The organism is Sphingopyxis sp. GW821-FHT02C12 (genome assembly GCF_059421785.1).
Genome location: NZ_JBWKVQ010000001.1, coordinates 637524 through 653578 on the forward strand (window position 1 = coordinate 637524; position 16055 = coordinate 653578).

The window sequence follows — 16055 nt, forward strand, 5'->3', positions numbered from 1 at the left end:
CGCTCAGATGCTCCGCCCCGCCGCGGCCCAATAGGGGTCGCGCAACAGCCTTTTGCGAATCTTCCCCGTCTCCTCGCGCGGCAGCGCGTCGGTGAGCTCGATATGCTTGGGCACCTTGTACGACGCGATCCGGCTGCGCAGCACCGCGCCGATGCCTTCCGCCGTCAGCACCGCGCCCGCTACCGGCTCGACCACCGCGAGCAACGCCTCGCCGTTGATTTCGTCGGGAATGCCGAACACCGCGCAGTCGGCGACCCCCTCGACCGTCTGCAGCGCCGCCTCGATCTCGGCGGGATAGATGTTCACCCCGCCCGAGATCACCAGGTCGCGCTTACGGTCACACAGGAACAGCCGCCCGTCGGCGTCGAGATAACCAAGATCGCCCGACGCCAGATAGCCGCCGCGGTCAAGCGCGGCGCGGTCGGCCTCGCGCCCCAGATAGGTGAAATCGGGATAGCCGGCGTTGCGCGACTGCACCTCGCCGATCTCACCCGTCGGCACCGGCTCGCCCGCATCGTCGACGATGCGGATTTCCACTCCCGGGATCGCCTTGCCCACCGTCCCCGGATGCGCCGACCACTCGGCGCTCGCCACATGGGTGATCGGCCCCGCTTCGGTCGATCCATAATATTCCTCGATCACCGGGCCCAGCCAGTCGATCATCCGCGCCTTGACGTCGGGCCCGCACGGCCCGCCCGCGTGCAGCACGAATTGCAGCGACGACAGGTCGTGCGCGCCGCGCTGTTCCTCGCTGAGCGTGAGCAGCCGGCTGAACATCGCGGGCACCGCATAAAGATGGGTGATCCGGTGCGCTTCGATATCGGCGAGCAGGCGCAGCGGGTCGAAGCGCGGCGGTAACAGCAGCAGATCGGCGAGCGCGGCGGCGCGGTGCGCGAACAGGTTCGGCGCGGTGTGATAGAGCGGCGCGGGCACCATTACCCGCGCGCCCCGATCGATGCCATAAATCAGCGACCGCATCGCCTCGCTCGCCGCGACTTGTTCGGGCTTCGGCGGCTGGCGCTTTACGCCCTTGGGATGACCGCTGGTGCCCGAGGTATAGATCAAGGATTCGGCGGCGGGCGGCGACGCCAGTGTCCAGGGCTCGGCCGCCGCGAGCGCCGCGTCCCAATCCGCGCCCACCACGGCGGGAGGGGTCAGCCGATAGGCGGCGGCAATCGCCGGCGGCACCGGCACCACGATCGCCGGGCAGGGCAGCGCATCGGCGACACGCGCGAGCAGGTCGGCATGCGCGACCAGCAGCCGCGCCCCGCAATCCGCGACGACATACAGGATTTCCTCGGCCGAAAAATGCCAGTTCACCGGAACGCAATAAGCCCCGAGCCGCCGGCACGCGAGGCTCGCCTCGATGAAGGCGATGTCGTTGCGCAGCAGGATCGCGACGCAATCGCCCGCCCCGACCCCGCGCGCGGCGAGCGCTCCCGCGGCGCGGTCGATGCGCGTGGCGAGTGTCACGCCGTCGATAGCCCGGTCGTCGGTGATGATCTGCACAGGTTCGCTCCCTCAAACGCATCGCGCGCCGCATCGTTCGATGCGGCGCGCGACCATGGGACAAGCGGCATCAGGCCACAATAGTTAGCAACCTAATTATTTTCTAAAAGCCGAACGCCACCCCGACCCGCCCGCCGGTCGATCCCTTGACCGTCGACCCGGCGATGCCGCCGCTGACATAGACGCGCGGGGCAAGCCGGACCACCGCGGCGCCCGAGAAGCCCTGTTCGCCGCGATAGGTCGCGAGGTTGAACGAGACCGACACATCGCTGTCGGGGACGATCATCGTGCCCCCCATCGCCATCGCGGTCGCGATGCCGCCGTTCGCCTGCACCGCATGGCGTTCGAGCACCAGCGTGCGCTGGTCGAGCGCCGCCGTCTGCTGTTCGAGCAGGTTGACCCGGTTCGGCAGCCCGCCGAGCGTCGCGATGTCGAGCGCCGAGGTGCCGAGATTGCCCGCCGCATCGGTGGTCAGCAGCCTGAGCGTGCCGCTCTGCGCCGCATTGCTCGCCGCCGACCCGACGCCCGAGAGCGTATAGGTGCTCGCCGAATTGCCGAGCGCGACCTGCCCTGCACGGCTCGCGACCGCACCATTGCCGATCGCCACTGACCCGTCGCCGGTCGCGCTGCTGGCATTGCCCAGCGCCACCGCCCCGGTGCCGATCGCGCTGTTGTTGGCGCCGAGCGCGACCGCGCCGGTCCCGGTCGCGATGTTCGGATCGCCGATCGCCACAGCGCCATTGCCCGATGCGACATTGCCCGCGCCGATCGCCACCGCCTGGCCGTTGATCGCGCGGGCATTGGCGCCCATCGCAACCGACTGGTTGCCGCTGGCGACCGAACCCGGTCCGACCGCGATCGCGTCGACCCCCGTTGCCTGCGGCCCCGGTCCGGTGCTGTTGGCGCGGAAATAGGCACCGTTGGCGAGCGCGGTGTTCGCGGTGCTCTGCGCTGCCGCGGCTTCCGATCGCGCCGTCGTCGCGGTCAGCTGCGCCGCCGCCGCTTCGGTGCGCGCGGTGGTGGCGGTCGCCTGCGCTACCCCGGCATTGGCGAAGGCGGCGTCGGCGCGGTCCTGCGCCGTCGCGGCATTGGCGCGCGCCGTGTCGGCCTGCGCCTGCGCCGCCGCCGCCTCGGTCCGCGCGGTATCCGCGGTCGCCTGCGCCGTCGCCACTGCGACACCATTCGCCTGCCCCGCCGCGAGCGCCTGATCGGCGGTCGCCTGCGCCGCATCGGCGTTGGCGAAGGCGGCGTCGGCGCGGGTCTGCGCCGCCGCGGCTTCGAGCCGCGCGGTATCGGCCGTACCCTGTGCCGCCGCCGCTTCGAGCCGTGCGGTGTTCGCCGTCCCCTGCGCGGTCGCCGCATTGACCAGCGCGGTGTTGGCGGTTCCCTGCGCCGCGATCGCCGCATTTTGCGCGGTGGCGGCATTGGCGAGCGCGGTGTTCGCGGTGCCTTGCGCGGCGTTCGCGCTCGATTGGGCGGTCGCCGCATTGGCGAGAGCGCTGTTGGCCGTGCCCTGTGCGGCAGCCGCCGACCCCTGTGCCGTGGCGGCGTTGGCGAGCGCGGTATCGGCGGTGCTCTGCGCCGCCGCCGCCGAAACCGCGTTGGCCGCATTGCCGGCCAGCGCAGCATCCGCCGTCGTCTGCGCCGTCGCCGCATTGGCGAGCGCACTATTGGCGGTGCCTTGCGCGGCTGCCGCGTCGGCCACCGCTGTATTGGCGGTCGTTTGCGCGCTGGCGGCCGCGGCCTGCGCCGCTGCGGCATTGGCAATGGCGGTATCCGCCGTCCCCTGCGCCGTCGCGGCATTGGCGAGCGCGGTATCGGCCGTCGCCTGCGCCGCATTCAGCTGATCGAGATTGACCGCGTCGGTCCCGGCGGTGCCCGCCGCGACATTGGTGATCGCGCGCTCCGCCCCGGTCGTGCCGACCGAGACGCTATTCTCGCGATTGGCGATCGAGCCCGAACCGAGCGCGACGCTGCCGATCGCCTGCGCCTTGGCGTCGCCGCCCAGCGCATAGCTGTTGGCGGCCGAGGCGATCGCGAAATCGCCGATCGCGACGCTGTTCGTCCCGCTCGCGTCGGCGCGCCGTCCGATCGCGGTCGAGAATTGCCCGCTCGCGGTACTGAGCTGGCCGATCGCGGTGCTGAAACCGCCGGTCGATTCGGCCCCGGCGCCGAGCGCGACGCTGCCGCCCAGCGTCGCTTTCGCTTCGTCGCCGATCGCGACGTTGCCGGTCGACGACGCCTCGGCCTGATCGCCCAGCGCGATCGCGCTCTCGCCATTGGCGACGCTGAGGTTGCCGAGCGCAATCGCGCCCGTGCCCGTCGCTGTATTGTCGGCACCGATCGCGACCGCGCCGGTGCCGGTCGCGGTGTTCGGATCGCCGATCGCCACCGCGCCGTCGCCCGAGGCGATATTGCCCGTTCCGACCGAGGTCGCCTTGCCGTCCTTGGCGATCGCGCCGGCACCGATCGCCGTCGCTCCGTCGCTGAGCGCCTGCGCCGCGGCGCCGCTGCTGTTGAAGGCGACATAGGGATTGGCGCCGGCTGCCACACCCGCCAGGCCCGCGTTGAGCTGGCCCAGGTTGACCGCATCGGTCGCCGCGGTCCCGGCGCCGACATTGGCGACGATGCGCTCGTTCCCCGCCGAGCCCAGCGACACCGTGTTGGCGCGATCGGCGACCGAGAAGCTGCCCAGCGCCACGCTGTTCAGCGCGGTGGCCTGGGCATCGCTGCCCAAGGCGGTCGACAAATCGGTGCTCGCCAGGCTGTCGCGGCCCAGTGCCGTGCTTTGGACCCCCTGGGCGCGGGCGAAGGTGCCCGTGGCGGTCGCGCCCTCCGCGCTGGCTTGGGAGATGAAGCCGGTTGCCGTGGCGTCCATCGCCGATGCCGTGCTGCCGGCTCCGGTTGCGGTCGATTGCAGGCCGGTCGCGTGCGCGAAGTCGCCGGTGGCGGTGCTGCGTCCGCCCGCCGCTTCGCTGTTGCTGCCCGTTGCCGTCGAAAAGACGCCGCTGGCCAGCGAACCGACGCCGGTGGCGCTGCTGTTGTCGCCATTGGCCTGCGCGCCGACGCCGGTCGCGGTGCTGTTGAGCCCGGTCGCACGGCTGAGATTGCCCGTCGTCGTCGACCCGATCCCGCTGGCGATGCTGTCGCGGCCCGTCGCGGTGGCGCGCTCGGCGGTCGCCTGCGCAAAGGTGCCGGTGGCGGTCGCGCCGACCCCCGACGCGACGCTGACGAAGCCGGTGGCGGTGGCATCCATCATCGTCGCCTGGCTGCCCGCACCGCTCGCCGTCGATTGCAGCGCCGTCGCGTGCGCAAAATCGCCGGTGGCGGTGCTGCGGCCTCCCGAAGCCTCGGTAAAGCTGCCCGTCGCGGTCGAAAATGCTCCGCTGGCCAGCGCGCCCGAACCCGTGGCGCTGCTGCTCTCCGCCGTCGCCTGCGCGCCGATGCCGGTCGCGGTGCTGTTCAGCCCGGTCGCGCGGCTGAGGTTGCCCGTCGTCGTCGATCCGACGCCGCTGGCGATGCTGTCGCGCCCGGTCGCAGTGCTGCGCTCGCCGCTCGCCTCGGCAAAAGTACCCGTCGCGGTCGCGCCGATCCCCGTCGCGCGCGCGCCCCAGCCGAAGGCCGCCGCATCCATGGCGGCGGCGCGGCTGAACGCGCCGATCGCGATGGCATGCGCGGCGGTCGCGCGGCTGTCGGGGCCGATCGCGATCGTGTCGGCCGCCGTCGCCTGCGACAGCCCGCCGATCGCGACATTGCCGTCCGACGAAGCCGCTGCCTGGTCACCCATCGCGATCGCCGAATTGCCCGTCGCGCTGCTCAGATTGCCGAGCGCGATAGCGGCGGTGCCGGTCGCCGTATTGTCCGCGCCGATCGCCACCGCGCCGGTGCCAGTCGCCGTGTTCGGATCGCCGATCGCCACCGCGCCGTCGCCCGAGGCGACATTCTCGAAACCGATCGAGGTCGCCTTGCCATCCTTGGCCACCGCGCCCGACCCGATCGCGGTCGACCCGTCGGCCTGCGCCTGCGCGCCGCCGCCGGCGGCGAAGCTGTCGTCGCCCATCGCCTGCGCCGCCGATCCGCCGCCACCCACACCGACATAGGGGTTGCCGCCCGCCACGACCCCCGCGATGGCAGCGTCGAGCTGCGCCACATTGACCCCATCGGTCGCGGCGGTCCCGGCGGCAAGATTGGTCAGCTGGCGTTCGCCGCCCGCCGTGCCGATCGACACGCTGTCGGTCCGGTCGGCGAGCGACCCGCGGCCGAGCGCAACGCTGTTGACGCCGGTCGCATTGGCAAAGACGCCGACCGCCGTCGCGTCGTCGGCGCTGGCGACCGAATAGGCGCCCAGCGCGCTCGATTCCTCGGCGGTCGCCTGTGCGCCCGTCCCGATGGCGGTCGCGTTGAGATTGCCGGTGGCGCGCGCGCTGGTGCCGAGGGCGGTGCCCTGATTGCCAGCCCCCGCGCCGCTGCCGACCGCCACCGCGTTCAGGAAGGCGAGCGAATCATAGCCCGTCGCCACCGAGTTGAAGCCCGACAGCGCATTGGCGCCGACCGACGTCGATTGCTGCCGGGTTTTGGTGTTGAACCCGATCGCGGTGGCATTTTCGCCCTCCGCCGACGCGATGGCGCCCAGCGACGTGGCATTTTCCGAGATCGCCTGCGCGCCGGTCCCCACAGCCGTGGCGTTGAGATTGCCCGTCGCGCGCGCGTTGGTGCCGATGGCCGTGCCCTGGTTGCCCGCCCCCGCGCCGCTGCCGACCGCCACGGCGTTCAGGAAGGCCAGCGAATCATATCCGGTCGCGACCGAGTTGAAGCCCGACAGCGCATTGGCGCCGACCGATGTCGATTGCTGGCGCGTCTTGGTGTTGAACCCGATCGCGGTCGAATTCTCGCCCTCGGCCGATGCGATTCCGCCCAGCGCGGTGGCATTTTCCGACACGGCCTGCGCGCCGGTCCCCACCGCGGTGGCGTTGAGATTGCCGGTGGCGCGCGCGTTGGTGCCGATGGCGGTGCCCTGGTTGCCCGCTCCCGCGCCGGCGCCGACCGCCACGGCATTCAGGAAGGCCAGCGAATTATAGCCCGTCGCGACCGAGTTGAAGCCCGAGAGCGCGCCGCTGCCGATCGAGGTCGATTGCTGGCGGGTCGCGGTATTGGCACCGACAGCGGTCGAATCCTCGCCATCGGCTTCCGCATTGATGCCGCATTCGGTCGCATTGAGCGCGGACCCGCTGTTGCACTCGGGCGTCGGGTCGGCATGCGCCGGCATCGCCAGCGACAGAGCGAGCGCCGCGGGGGCGGCGGTGAAAAGCAGCTTGGTGGTCTTGCGCATCGGTAATCCCCTAGTCCTCGCCGCGCGGAGGCGGCTGCGATGAAAAACGCGACCTGGGGCTTCGCTCGTGCGGCGCAGATGTCCCCGCGTCAGCCGCTGGCGAACCCGCATCGGTCCGCCGCGCATGCTGTCATGGGGTAAGACGGGAAACGCCGGCCGAACCGGACACGGCGACCGCAGAAAAAATTGCCGGCACCTGCCGGCGCCGCCCGATGGGCTCGCAAACGCCGGGCGCAGCGGTCGATGGAAGGACCAAAGCCGGACCGATTGGCAGGGCCGCCCGGCGGCGGCATCGCCCTGAAGATTATTCGGGTTGCGGCCGGCCGCCGCCGTGGGGCATGCGCGTTCGACGCGCTTTGGAATGGACGCCGCAATGACCGCCAAGCATCAAATCCTGATCGTCGACGATCACGGCATCACGCGAAGCGGGCTGAAACTGCTGTTTGCGGCGCACGAACGTTATGCGGTGGTCGGCGCGCTCGATCGCGGCGCGCTGGTCAACGCCTTTGTCCAGTCGCAGCCCGTCGACCTCGTCATCCTCGACCTCAACCTGCCCGACGTCCGCGGCGTCAACGTGCTGGCCGAGATCGTCGGGTCGCGCGACATGACGGTGATCGTCCTGACCGGCGAAACCCTGCTGGGCGAGATCGATTATGCGCTGAAGCTCGGCGCGCGCGCGGTGGTGAGCAAGGCCGATCCGCCCGATCAGATCGTCGCGGCGTGCGACGCGGCGCTCGCCGGCGACATTTTCATATCGGACCATATGCGCGAAGCGCTCGGCAAGTATCAGCAGCCGCCGGTCGCGCTGTCGTCGCGGCAGATGGCGATCCTCCACTATCTGGGACAGGGCGAGAGCAACAAGGAAATCGCCTATCGCCTGTCGATCGCGCAGCCGACCGTGTCGTTCCATATCGCCGAAGTGCGGCGCAAGCTCGACGTGCCGAACAACCGCAAGATCGTCGAGCGGGCGCTGGAACTAGGCCTGCTCTGACGCCCCGAACGCCGGGTGCGCGAGGAGTTCGCGGCACGGCGGCTTGATGATCGCCAGCCCGACCAGGTCGCCAAGGCGGCCGCGGGTCACCGTCGTGTCGTCATAGGTCAGCGCGGCGATCCTGTTGCGCGGCATCGCGGCGGCAGCCAGCCCGGCGTCGAAGGCCTGGCGCTGGTCGAAATCGAGGATGAGCCAATCGCGCAGCCCGGCCTGCAACGTCGCGGTCGAACAGGGGCTGACCGCGGCGAAGGCGCAGGGCAGGACGATGCGAAGCGCGGTCCCGGCCTCCGACGAGGCGACGATTTCGAGCGAGCCGCCCAAGCCGCCGATCAGCCGCTTTGCCGCGCGAAAGCCCGAACCGGTGCCGTGCATGCTCTCGTCGGCGCGCAGCCGGGCGGCGCCATCGCCGTTCAGCGCCGCGGCGATCGCGGCGGGCATTCCCCTGCCGCTGTCGGTGATGGCGATGACCGCGGCCGTATCGCGGCGTTCGACGACGACATGCGCGCCGCCCGTCTCGGTATATTGATACGCGTTGCCCAGGAGGTTGGCGAGCGCACGCATCAACAGCGGCTTGTCCGAGATCAGCTGGATGTCGCCGACGACGCGCGTTTCGAGCGACAGCCCCTTGTCGGCGAAGGGCGCCTTGAACATCATCTGCAGCGGTTCGACCAGCGCCCGCGCCTCGAAGGCGCCGAGCGCGAGGAATCCCGTGTCGCTGCCGATGATGTTGGCGCCCGACATCGTCGTCGAGACGATCTCGCCCAGATAGGTCGCCGAACTTTCGAGCATGTCGGTGAGTTCGCGATGAACCCCGGCCTCGTCGCCGCGCCGCAGCACCTCGACCGCGCTGTTGAGCGCCAGGATCACCTGCCGGCTGTCGTGCCCCGACGCGTGCAGCAAGGCGTTCTGGCTGTTCACCGTCGCGAGCGCGAAGGCCTTTTCCTCGGCCAGCCGCGCCGCGCGTTCGCTGATTTCGACCCGCTCGGCCAGCGAGCTGGCATAGTTGCGGTCGGCGGCGAGCTTGTCGTTCTGGATCTTCTTGAGATTGAGGCCGAGCGCGAGCGTGACCATGATCGATTCGAACAGCCCGACCGGCCCGGCGAGATGCCAGTTGATCGGCAGCCAGGCGAAGAGCCCCATCGAAGCGACGGCGCCATAGATGATGAAGACCGCGAGGCTGCCCCAGCCGACGAACAGCGGCCAGAGCTGGCGGCCGAGCTGCTGCATCGCGGCAAAGCCGACGAAGGGGAGGAACAGCGCGACCGAAATCGCGACCAGCCAGCCGCCGACGTGCAGCGACTGGCGAAACCCGGGTGGGTAGTACGCCAGCGCGGGCTGCAGCGCCATGATCAGCAGCGCCGCGCCGATCAGGATGCGCAGCGCGATGTCGCGGCGCGGGAAAAGCTGCGGCGTCCGGATAAAGCTGCGGCAGAACTGGGCCATCGCGGCGGCGAAGCCGCATTTGAAGAGATCCTCGATCGCGACCCCGGCCAGCGGGCGGTCGGCGAGGAAGAAGATGGTGATATAGCCTTCCGAATGCACGGTGTTGAGCGCGAAAAAGCCCTGCGCGACCGCGAGCCAGATGAACTCGCGATGCCCGGTGATCGAGAAGAAGAGGAAGTTCAGCAGGACCAGCGCGACGACACCGGACACCACGCCCGAAACCATCGCGACGTTCGCGCGCCGCTCATCGAAGAAGGTCCCGTAGCTGCTGATCTTGAGCGGAAGATAGGTCGAATTTTCCGACAGGAAATTGATGACGAGAAGCTTTTCCTGCCCCGGATCGAGCACGAATTCGGTGCTGAACGCCTGATAGGTTCGCAGATTTTGGCTCGCCGCCTCGGCATTCGATCCGTCGACGAGGAGCGTGAGCCGGCCGCCCGACATTTCGTACAGGCGGAAATAGGTGAGCGACCCGCGTCCGGTGCTGAAAATCCAGCTGCCCTGATGGTCGCCGACGTTGCGGACCTTGACCATCACCAGCGTCTTGCGGCCGGGCGGTCCGAAATGGATCGTCGATCCGGTGACGCGCGCGAGCGGTTCGGCGAGCACGCTCGCCGCATCGATCGTGGCGGGATGCGCGGCCCCGGTCTTGTAGCGAACATAGCGCGCGAGCGCGGGCACCTCTTCGCCGGTGCGAAGCTCCACCGTCGGCATGGCCCCCGCCGCAGCCGCCGCCCGGGTGGGCGACAGCCAGGCCAACAGCACAAGCGCGATGATCGCGATCCAGTGTTTCGTCGGCATGTCGCAAGACCAGTCGCGCGCTGATCGGGTAAAGTCAATTTTCACGGCGAACGAAGGCCGCGGCGCCGACACCGCGCGGTTCGGAAGACCGGCTGGTCGCGCCGGACATATCCTAGGCGCTGACCACCTCGACCAGCGTCGCCCCGTCCTCGCACGAACGGAACCGGAAACCGCGTCCGACAAAGCGCGCGACGAGCGCCGTCGCGGTCAGCGTGTGCTGACTCACTTTCACCGTCGAAAACACGCCGTCCCCCGCCAGCGCGAACGGGAGCAGAAGCTGGTCCTGCAGATAGGGTCCCGCAAAGGCGTCGCAGGCGAGATAGCCGCCCATCCGCCGCGCGGCGGTCTTGGCAAGCCGCTCGGCCGGAACCCCGATCTTTCCGAATGCCGACATCACTTCGGTCACATGCTCGAACGCCGCCTCGAGGATCAGGGCATTCCCCGGCCCCTGCTCGGCGGGAAGCTGCCGGGTGGCGAAAGCGTCCTGCGGCCAGTCGGCCAGCGTCTTGGCCGCGGTCTTGAGTTCGCGATCGCCGACGTCGAACGGAATGCCCGCCAGGATCGCGGTCGCGCCGACGCGGCGCAAGTCGCCGCGCGCCAGGCACGCGATCGGGCGCAGCGGCGCCGGCACGATGTCGACCTCGATCCGCCCCCCGCCGCGCGGGAAAAAGCCGTGCCGCACCAGCCGCGCCGACACCGTCGGCCCCATGCGGTTGATGACCGGCAGCAACGTGCGCTCGAGAAATTCGAACGGTGGCGCCGCCATCGCATGCGTTCCGCCCTCGATCACGAGGCGCGACGGCGCATCGGCGAGCATCAGCGGCACCAGGATCGTCTGGAGGACCAGCCCCGTGCTGCCCGCGGTGCCCACCGCGAAATGATAGTCGCCCGGCGTCACCCGGCCGGGACGAAAGGACAGGCTGTTCGATCCCACGGCCAGCCCGGTGCATTCGGCGCCGCCGATCACGCACGCGGCCTCGATCGCGGTCACATGCTGGCGCATCAACCCCGGCTTCTCGCGCCCGCCGCGAATATTCTCGATCGTGAAGGGCGTGCCCGTGAGCAACGCGAGCGCACACGCATAGCGCAGCACCTGCCCCCCGCCTTCGCCTTCCGATCCGTCGATGATGATCATTGTTCGTCTACCAATTCCAGAAACAGGTCGTTCGCCTCCGCCGCGAAGGCTTCGCTTGTCGGGCGCGCCGGCACCTCGTCCGCACGCCCCAGTTCGTCGGCGATCAGCGCGTCGATCTCGGCCAAGCGCGCGATCGGTCCCGCCTCGCGCGTATCCGCCTTCATCGCCACCAGCCGCTCGATCTCGCCCGCCAGCGAAGCGGGAAGGTCGGCCTCGGCCATCAATTGCTGCAACTGCATCGGCGGCCGGCGCGATGGATCGCGCCGCAGCACGCGGATCGCCAGCGCCGGGCGCAGCGCATAGAAATAGCGCTTCACCGCGACCTCGCTCTCGTCCTGCAGCCAGCGCGCGATCGCCGTACGCCCGAGTTTCGCATAGTGCAGCGCGAAGCCGTTGGGATCGAAATGCCGATCTTTCAGTTCCGCCATGCGCGCGACGAAGGGGTCGGGGTCGCGATACTCGATCGGCGATCCGATCCATTCGGACAGGACCGAATTGTTGCGCAGCATCAGCCCCAGCGCCTTGCGGATGTCCCAGCCGTTGAGGTCGATCTCGTCGACGATCTCCCGCTCGATCACGTCGCGTACCGGGCTGAGCGCCAGATAGTCGCGGCGCGGCCGGACATAGAGGAAGCGCACGTCATAATCACTGTCGGGCGACGGAAAGCCCCAGGCGCGCGACCCCGATTCGATCGCGAGCAACAGGCGCACGCCATCCTCCGCCTCGACGGCGGACAGGCGGGTTTCGATTTCATGCCGGATGGCGGGTCCGATGGCATTCATTGTTCTTCTATCCAGTTGATACTTCCAGGATCGGGAATGAACACCAGTGGGGTCCAGCAATCGGTGCGCAGGGTGCCGACTTCGGCGCCACACTGGCAAACCTGATTGGGGCCATCGCAACCATCAAGACCGCAGCAGCCGTTGAGACGACGTACATCGGGCGTGTTGCGGACTTCCCCGTCCAGATCTTCCGGGTTCAACCAATATTGCGGCGCAAACTCTAATAGCGCCGGCTCATCGCCATAGGATCGTTCAATCGGCTCCCAGCTTTTGAAGACGGACCCGCGCGGAGTGAGAGGCTTGCCATCCTCGTGCTCGGGCTGGATCACGCCGGGCGTCTTGCTCGACACGACCGTTAGTGCAGGCGTCAGTGTGGCGCCGCAAGCGGCACAGCACAAAATCTGCTTCACGAGAAATCTCCCCCCGGACGGCGGCGTGAAGGGGATCACCCCTTCACGCACACCACCTGCTTCAGCGTATGGACGATCTCGACGAGGTCGGCCTGCGCCGCCATCACCGCCTCGATCGGCTTGTACGCCTTGGGCGTCTCGTCGATGACGCCTTCGTCCTTGCGGCACTCGACCCCCGCGGTGTCGGCGATATGCTCGTCGAGGGTGACGAGCTTCTTCGCCGCGGTGCGGCTCATGACACGGCCCGCGCCATGGCTGCAGCTATCGAACGACTCCGGGTTGCCCAGCCCGCGCACGATGAACGATTTCGCGCCCATCGAACCCGGGATGATCCCCATCGTGCCTTTCGCCGCGCGCACGGCACCTTTTCTGGTGACGAGGACATTCTCGCCGAAGTGATTCTCGCGCGTCACATAATTGTGATGGCAATTCACCGCTTCGGCTTCGGCCTCGAAGGGCTTGGCGATCTGGCGCCGCAGCGCCGCGATCACATTCGCCATCATCATCCGCCGGTTCAGCGCCGCAAAGTCCTGCGCCCAGCCCACCGCCTCGACATAATCGTCGAAATGGTCGGTCCCTTCCGGGAAGTACGCCAGATCTTCGTCGGGCAGGTTGATGAACCATTTGCGCATGTCCTTCTTCGCCAGTTCGATGAAGTAGGTGCCGATCGCATTGCCGACGCCGCGCGACCCCGAATGGAGCATCACCCACACCCGCGCCTCGGTATCGAGGCACAGCTCGATGAAATGGTTTCCCGTCCCGAGCGTCCCCATATGCGTGAGGTTGTTGGTGTTCTTCAGCCGCGGATGCTTGGCGACGATATGGCCGAAACGCTCGGCGAGCGTCGCCCAGGCGTCGACGATCGCCGCCGGCGGATCGCCCCACGAACCGGTGTCGCGCTTGCCGCGCCCGACCGACCGGCCGTGCGGCACCGCCGCCTCGATCGCGCTGCGGATGCCCTCGAGCGTGTCGGGCAGGTCGTGCGCCATCAGCGTGGTGCGCGCCGCCATCATGCCGCAGCCGATGTCGACCCCGACCGCCGCCGGAATGACCGCGCCCTTGGTCGGGATCACCGATCCAACGGTCGCGCCGATGCCGACATGGACGTCGGGCATCGCCGCGACATGCTTGAACACGAACGGCATCTGCGCCGCCTTGCGAAGCTGCGCGCGCGCCATGTCCTCGACGGGCACGCCGCGGGTCCACATCTTGACCGGGCGTCCGCCCTCGACGTTCAGCACTTCATAAGTCGTCTGGGTCATGGCTGACCTCCTTCTTTCATCATCTTCATGGTGCCGGCGACGAGGCGTGGCGAGACATTTTTCCTGAGCTACTCCGGCAAGCCGGGGGCGGACTTGAACCGCCGACCTTCCACCCTGGAGTGGACGCTCTGACCCTGTAGTCCCGCCGGCATTCGCCGACATGTTCGAGGTGCTGGCGACGAGGATCTGGTGAGACATTCAAGCCAGCGCGTGAGCAAAGCCCCGCCAACTGGCCCCTCTTGGAATGTAGTCCCACCGGCATTCGCCAGCGTGAAGTGGGTGCCGACGGCGAGGGATTGGACGAGACATTGCCCCGCATGGGGCACCGTTGGAAGGTGTAGTCCCGTCCGGCATCCGCCGGCCGACAGGGATCTCGCAGCGACGAGAGATGGTGAGACGCGGCCCTTAAGCTACATGGCAAGGCGGGATTCGAACCCGCATCTCCCAGAGGCCTTGCGGGTCTGGGCGCTTTACTCGTCGGGCCTTCATGGTGCCGATGTAGTCCCACCGGCATTCGCTGCGATCTCCCTACCGAAATAGGTTGCGGGTCACGGCGACGAGAATCGGAAAAGACACGCCCGAAGGCTGATGCTCTACCTGGCTGAGCTACTGTCCGTTACCGGACAGGCGGGATTCGAACCCGCGACAGTCTGTAGTCCTTCCCGGCATTCGCCGTGATGTTCATGATGGGTCGTGGCGACGAGGATCGGCAAGACATTCTCGCCAGACGGGAGTCGAACCCGCTCGCAAGGATTGCTCCCTACGCATCCCCGATGGATCAAGCGCCTTGGAATGTAGTCCTGCCTGCATTCGCCACGACCTGTTTCATACCTCCGTTTCGTTGACGATCTCGACCCAGTCGCGCGTTTCGCCGGAAGCGAAGCGGGCCATTGCCTCGAAGACCGCGTCGGTGAAGCCACCGACATTCATGATGTCCTTGCGATCCTTCGCCTGCGTGGTGCCATAGGGCTGGATGTCGATGCAGATCAGCTTCGCGCCCGGGTTGCGGGCCTTCAGCTTGTTCCACTCGTTCATCGTCGCCGTGGCGCCGCGCCGGGTCGGGTCGATCCAGCTTTCGTTGTCGGACACGATCACCACCGTATCGACCTTCGCCCGCTCGGCATTCAGCCGGGCAAGCGGGGCCGACACATTGGTGCCGCCGCCGCCGATCGCCGCCAGCCGTGCCGCGTTGACCGCGACCCGCGCCTTGGGATCGAGCGCCATGCCGACGACGTCGACATCGAACGGCATCACCCGCGCCCGGCGGTTGGTACGCAGCACCGCCGCCGCGACGAGCGCCGCGATGTCGATGCAGCGGACGACCGAGGTCGCCCCCTTGCGATACCCCGTCGTCGCCGAGCTCATCGAGCCCGAGACGTCCGGACAGACCACGACATGGCCCGCCAGCACCGGAACCGTCGCGAGCGACAGTTCGAGCGCCTCTTCGAGCGCCGCCTGGACACGCAGCGGAACCGCCTCGCCGACCTGGCCCATCGCGACCATCAGCTGATACGGCGCCGGGCGAACCCGGGCGATCGTATCGGCATCGGCCAGCCGCGCCGCGACCTTGGCGGTCGCCCCCTTCACGTCGAACGCGCCGTTGCGCGCCAGCGTGTTGAGGTTCATGCGCAGCGCCTGCCAGCCCATGCGGCCCGCAAGCTCGGCCCACTGACCGGCAGTCAGCGGAAAAGCGGTCAGCCATTCGAACGGCACCGGCGGCAACGCCCCCTTGGGGTCGCGCTTCCAGGCCTCGAACGCCGCGATCTCCGCCGGCAGCGCCGCGACATCATAGGGCTTGCCGATCAGCCAGCCGTAAAAGGCGCGGCGGTCGGCCGAAGCCGGCGCCGTGTGGACCATGCGGACGATGTCGGCGAGGCTCGGGTCGTTACCCGTCGCCGCCGCCATCAATTGCGGCATCGAAGCCTTTTCCAGCCATTCGCGGACGAGCCGCTTCGGACGCGACCCGAGCGAACGGCGGCCGACCTGGCCCGAACGCATGATCTGCACGAAGTTGCGCAGCATGCGGCCATTGTCGATGACGCGGCCGAACACCGGGACCGCGAGGTCCGGATCGGCGACCGTCAGGTATGCGGCGAGCAGCGCCGGCATATCCTTCATCGCCCCCGACTTGCGGGCATAGACCGCGGCCTTGGCGACGAAATCGGGCGACACCGCGCGCGCCGCCGACAGGACGTCGGCGAGCTGCGCGTCGGCGCCCGAATAGAAACCGTCCGACAGCGTGCCCGTCGCGGCAAGCTGCGCGAGCTTGGCTTCGGGGCCATAGGCATAGGCGGCCCCGCCGGCCTCGTTCACCGCGTCGGTGCGCGGCAGGAAGCGGGAGAATGCCACCGAAAAGAGGGTCTTGTTGGCCATCGTCCAACTCCTTCGAAATC

The 16055-nt window shown here is 68.7% G+C and carries 9 protein-coding genes; 1 reads left to right on the forward strand and 8 read right to left on the reverse strand.

Translation table 11 applies throughout. From position 1 onward, the window contains the following. Positions 1–3 precede the first annotated feature (3 nt). Both AC07U1_RS03060 and AC07U1_RS03065 read right to left on the reverse strand, forming a co-directional pair. A complete protein-coding gene (locus AC07U1_RS03060) occupies positions 4–1509 on the reverse strand; it encodes an AMP-binding protein (protein ID WP_495178945.1) in 1506 nt (501 codons plus the stop codon). A gap of 103 nt (positions 1510–1612) precedes the next feature. Then, the gene (locus AC07U1_RS03065) at positions 1613–6838 is read right to left on the reverse strand and encodes a beta strand repeat-containing protein (RefSeq protein ID WP_495178944.1); all 5226 of its coding nucleotides are present in this window, start codon (positions 6836–6838) and stop codon (positions 1613–1615) included. 373 nt (positions 6839–7211) lie between these two features. Here AC07U1_RS03065 and AC07U1_RS03070 point away from each other — a divergent pair, with 373 nt between their 5' ends. Further along, positions 7212–7829, forward strand: coding sequence for a response regulator (locus AC07U1_RS03070; RefSeq protein WP_056344588.1), 618 nt, complete (start codon positions 7212–7214; stop codon positions 7827–7829). Here the strand turns inward: AC07U1_RS03070 and AC07U1_RS03075 are convergent. From AC07U1_RS03075 to AC07U1_RS03100, 6 genes are all read right to left on the reverse strand, one after another. Beyond that, positions 7815–10073 carry a sensor histidine kinase gene (locus AC07U1_RS03075; protein WP_495178943.1) on the reverse strand — a complete coding sequence of 753 codons (2259 nt, stop codon included), beginning with the start codon at positions 10071–10073 and terminating at the stop codon, positions 7815–7817. The two genes, AC07U1_RS03070 and AC07U1_RS03075, sit on opposite strands and share 15 nt — an antisense overlap. 112 nt (positions 10074–10185) lie before the next feature. Continuing rightward, a complete protein-coding gene (gene rtcA / locus AC07U1_RS03080; protein WP_495178942.1) occupies positions 10186–11208 on the reverse strand; it encodes an RNA 3'-terminal phosphate cyclase in 1023 nt (340 codons plus the stop codon). Beyond that, the gene (locus tag AC07U1_RS03085) at positions 11205–11990 is read right to left on the reverse strand and encodes a nucleotidyltransferase domain-containing protein (protein WP_495178941.1); all 786 of its coding nucleotides are present in this window, start codon (positions 11988–11990) and stop codon (positions 11205–11207) included. The genes rtcA and AC07U1_RS03085 overlap by 4 nt, the downstream gene beginning before the upstream one ends. Beyond that, positions 11987–12400 carry a hypothetical protein gene (locus AC07U1_RS03090; protein ID WP_495178940.1) on the reverse strand — a complete coding sequence of 138 codons (414 nt, stop codon included), beginning with the start codon at positions 12398–12400 and terminating at the stop codon, positions 11987–11989. The genes AC07U1_RS03085 and AC07U1_RS03090 overlap by 4 nt, the downstream gene beginning before the upstream one ends. A gap of 35 nt (positions 12401–12435) precedes the next feature. After that, positions 12436–13662 carry an RtcB family protein gene (locus AC07U1_RS03095; RefSeq protein WP_495178939.1) on the reverse strand — a complete coding sequence of 409 codons (1227 nt, stop codon included), beginning with the start codon at positions 13660–13662 and terminating at the stop codon, positions 12436–12438. 825 nt (positions 13663–14487) lie between these two features. Next, the gene (locus tag AC07U1_RS03100) at positions 14488–16035 is read right to left on the reverse strand and encodes a vWA domain-containing protein (RefSeq protein WP_495178938.1); all 1548 of its coding nucleotides are present in this window, start codon (positions 16033–16035) and stop codon (positions 14488–14490) included. Between the last annotated feature and the right edge of the window lie 20 nt (positions 16036–16055).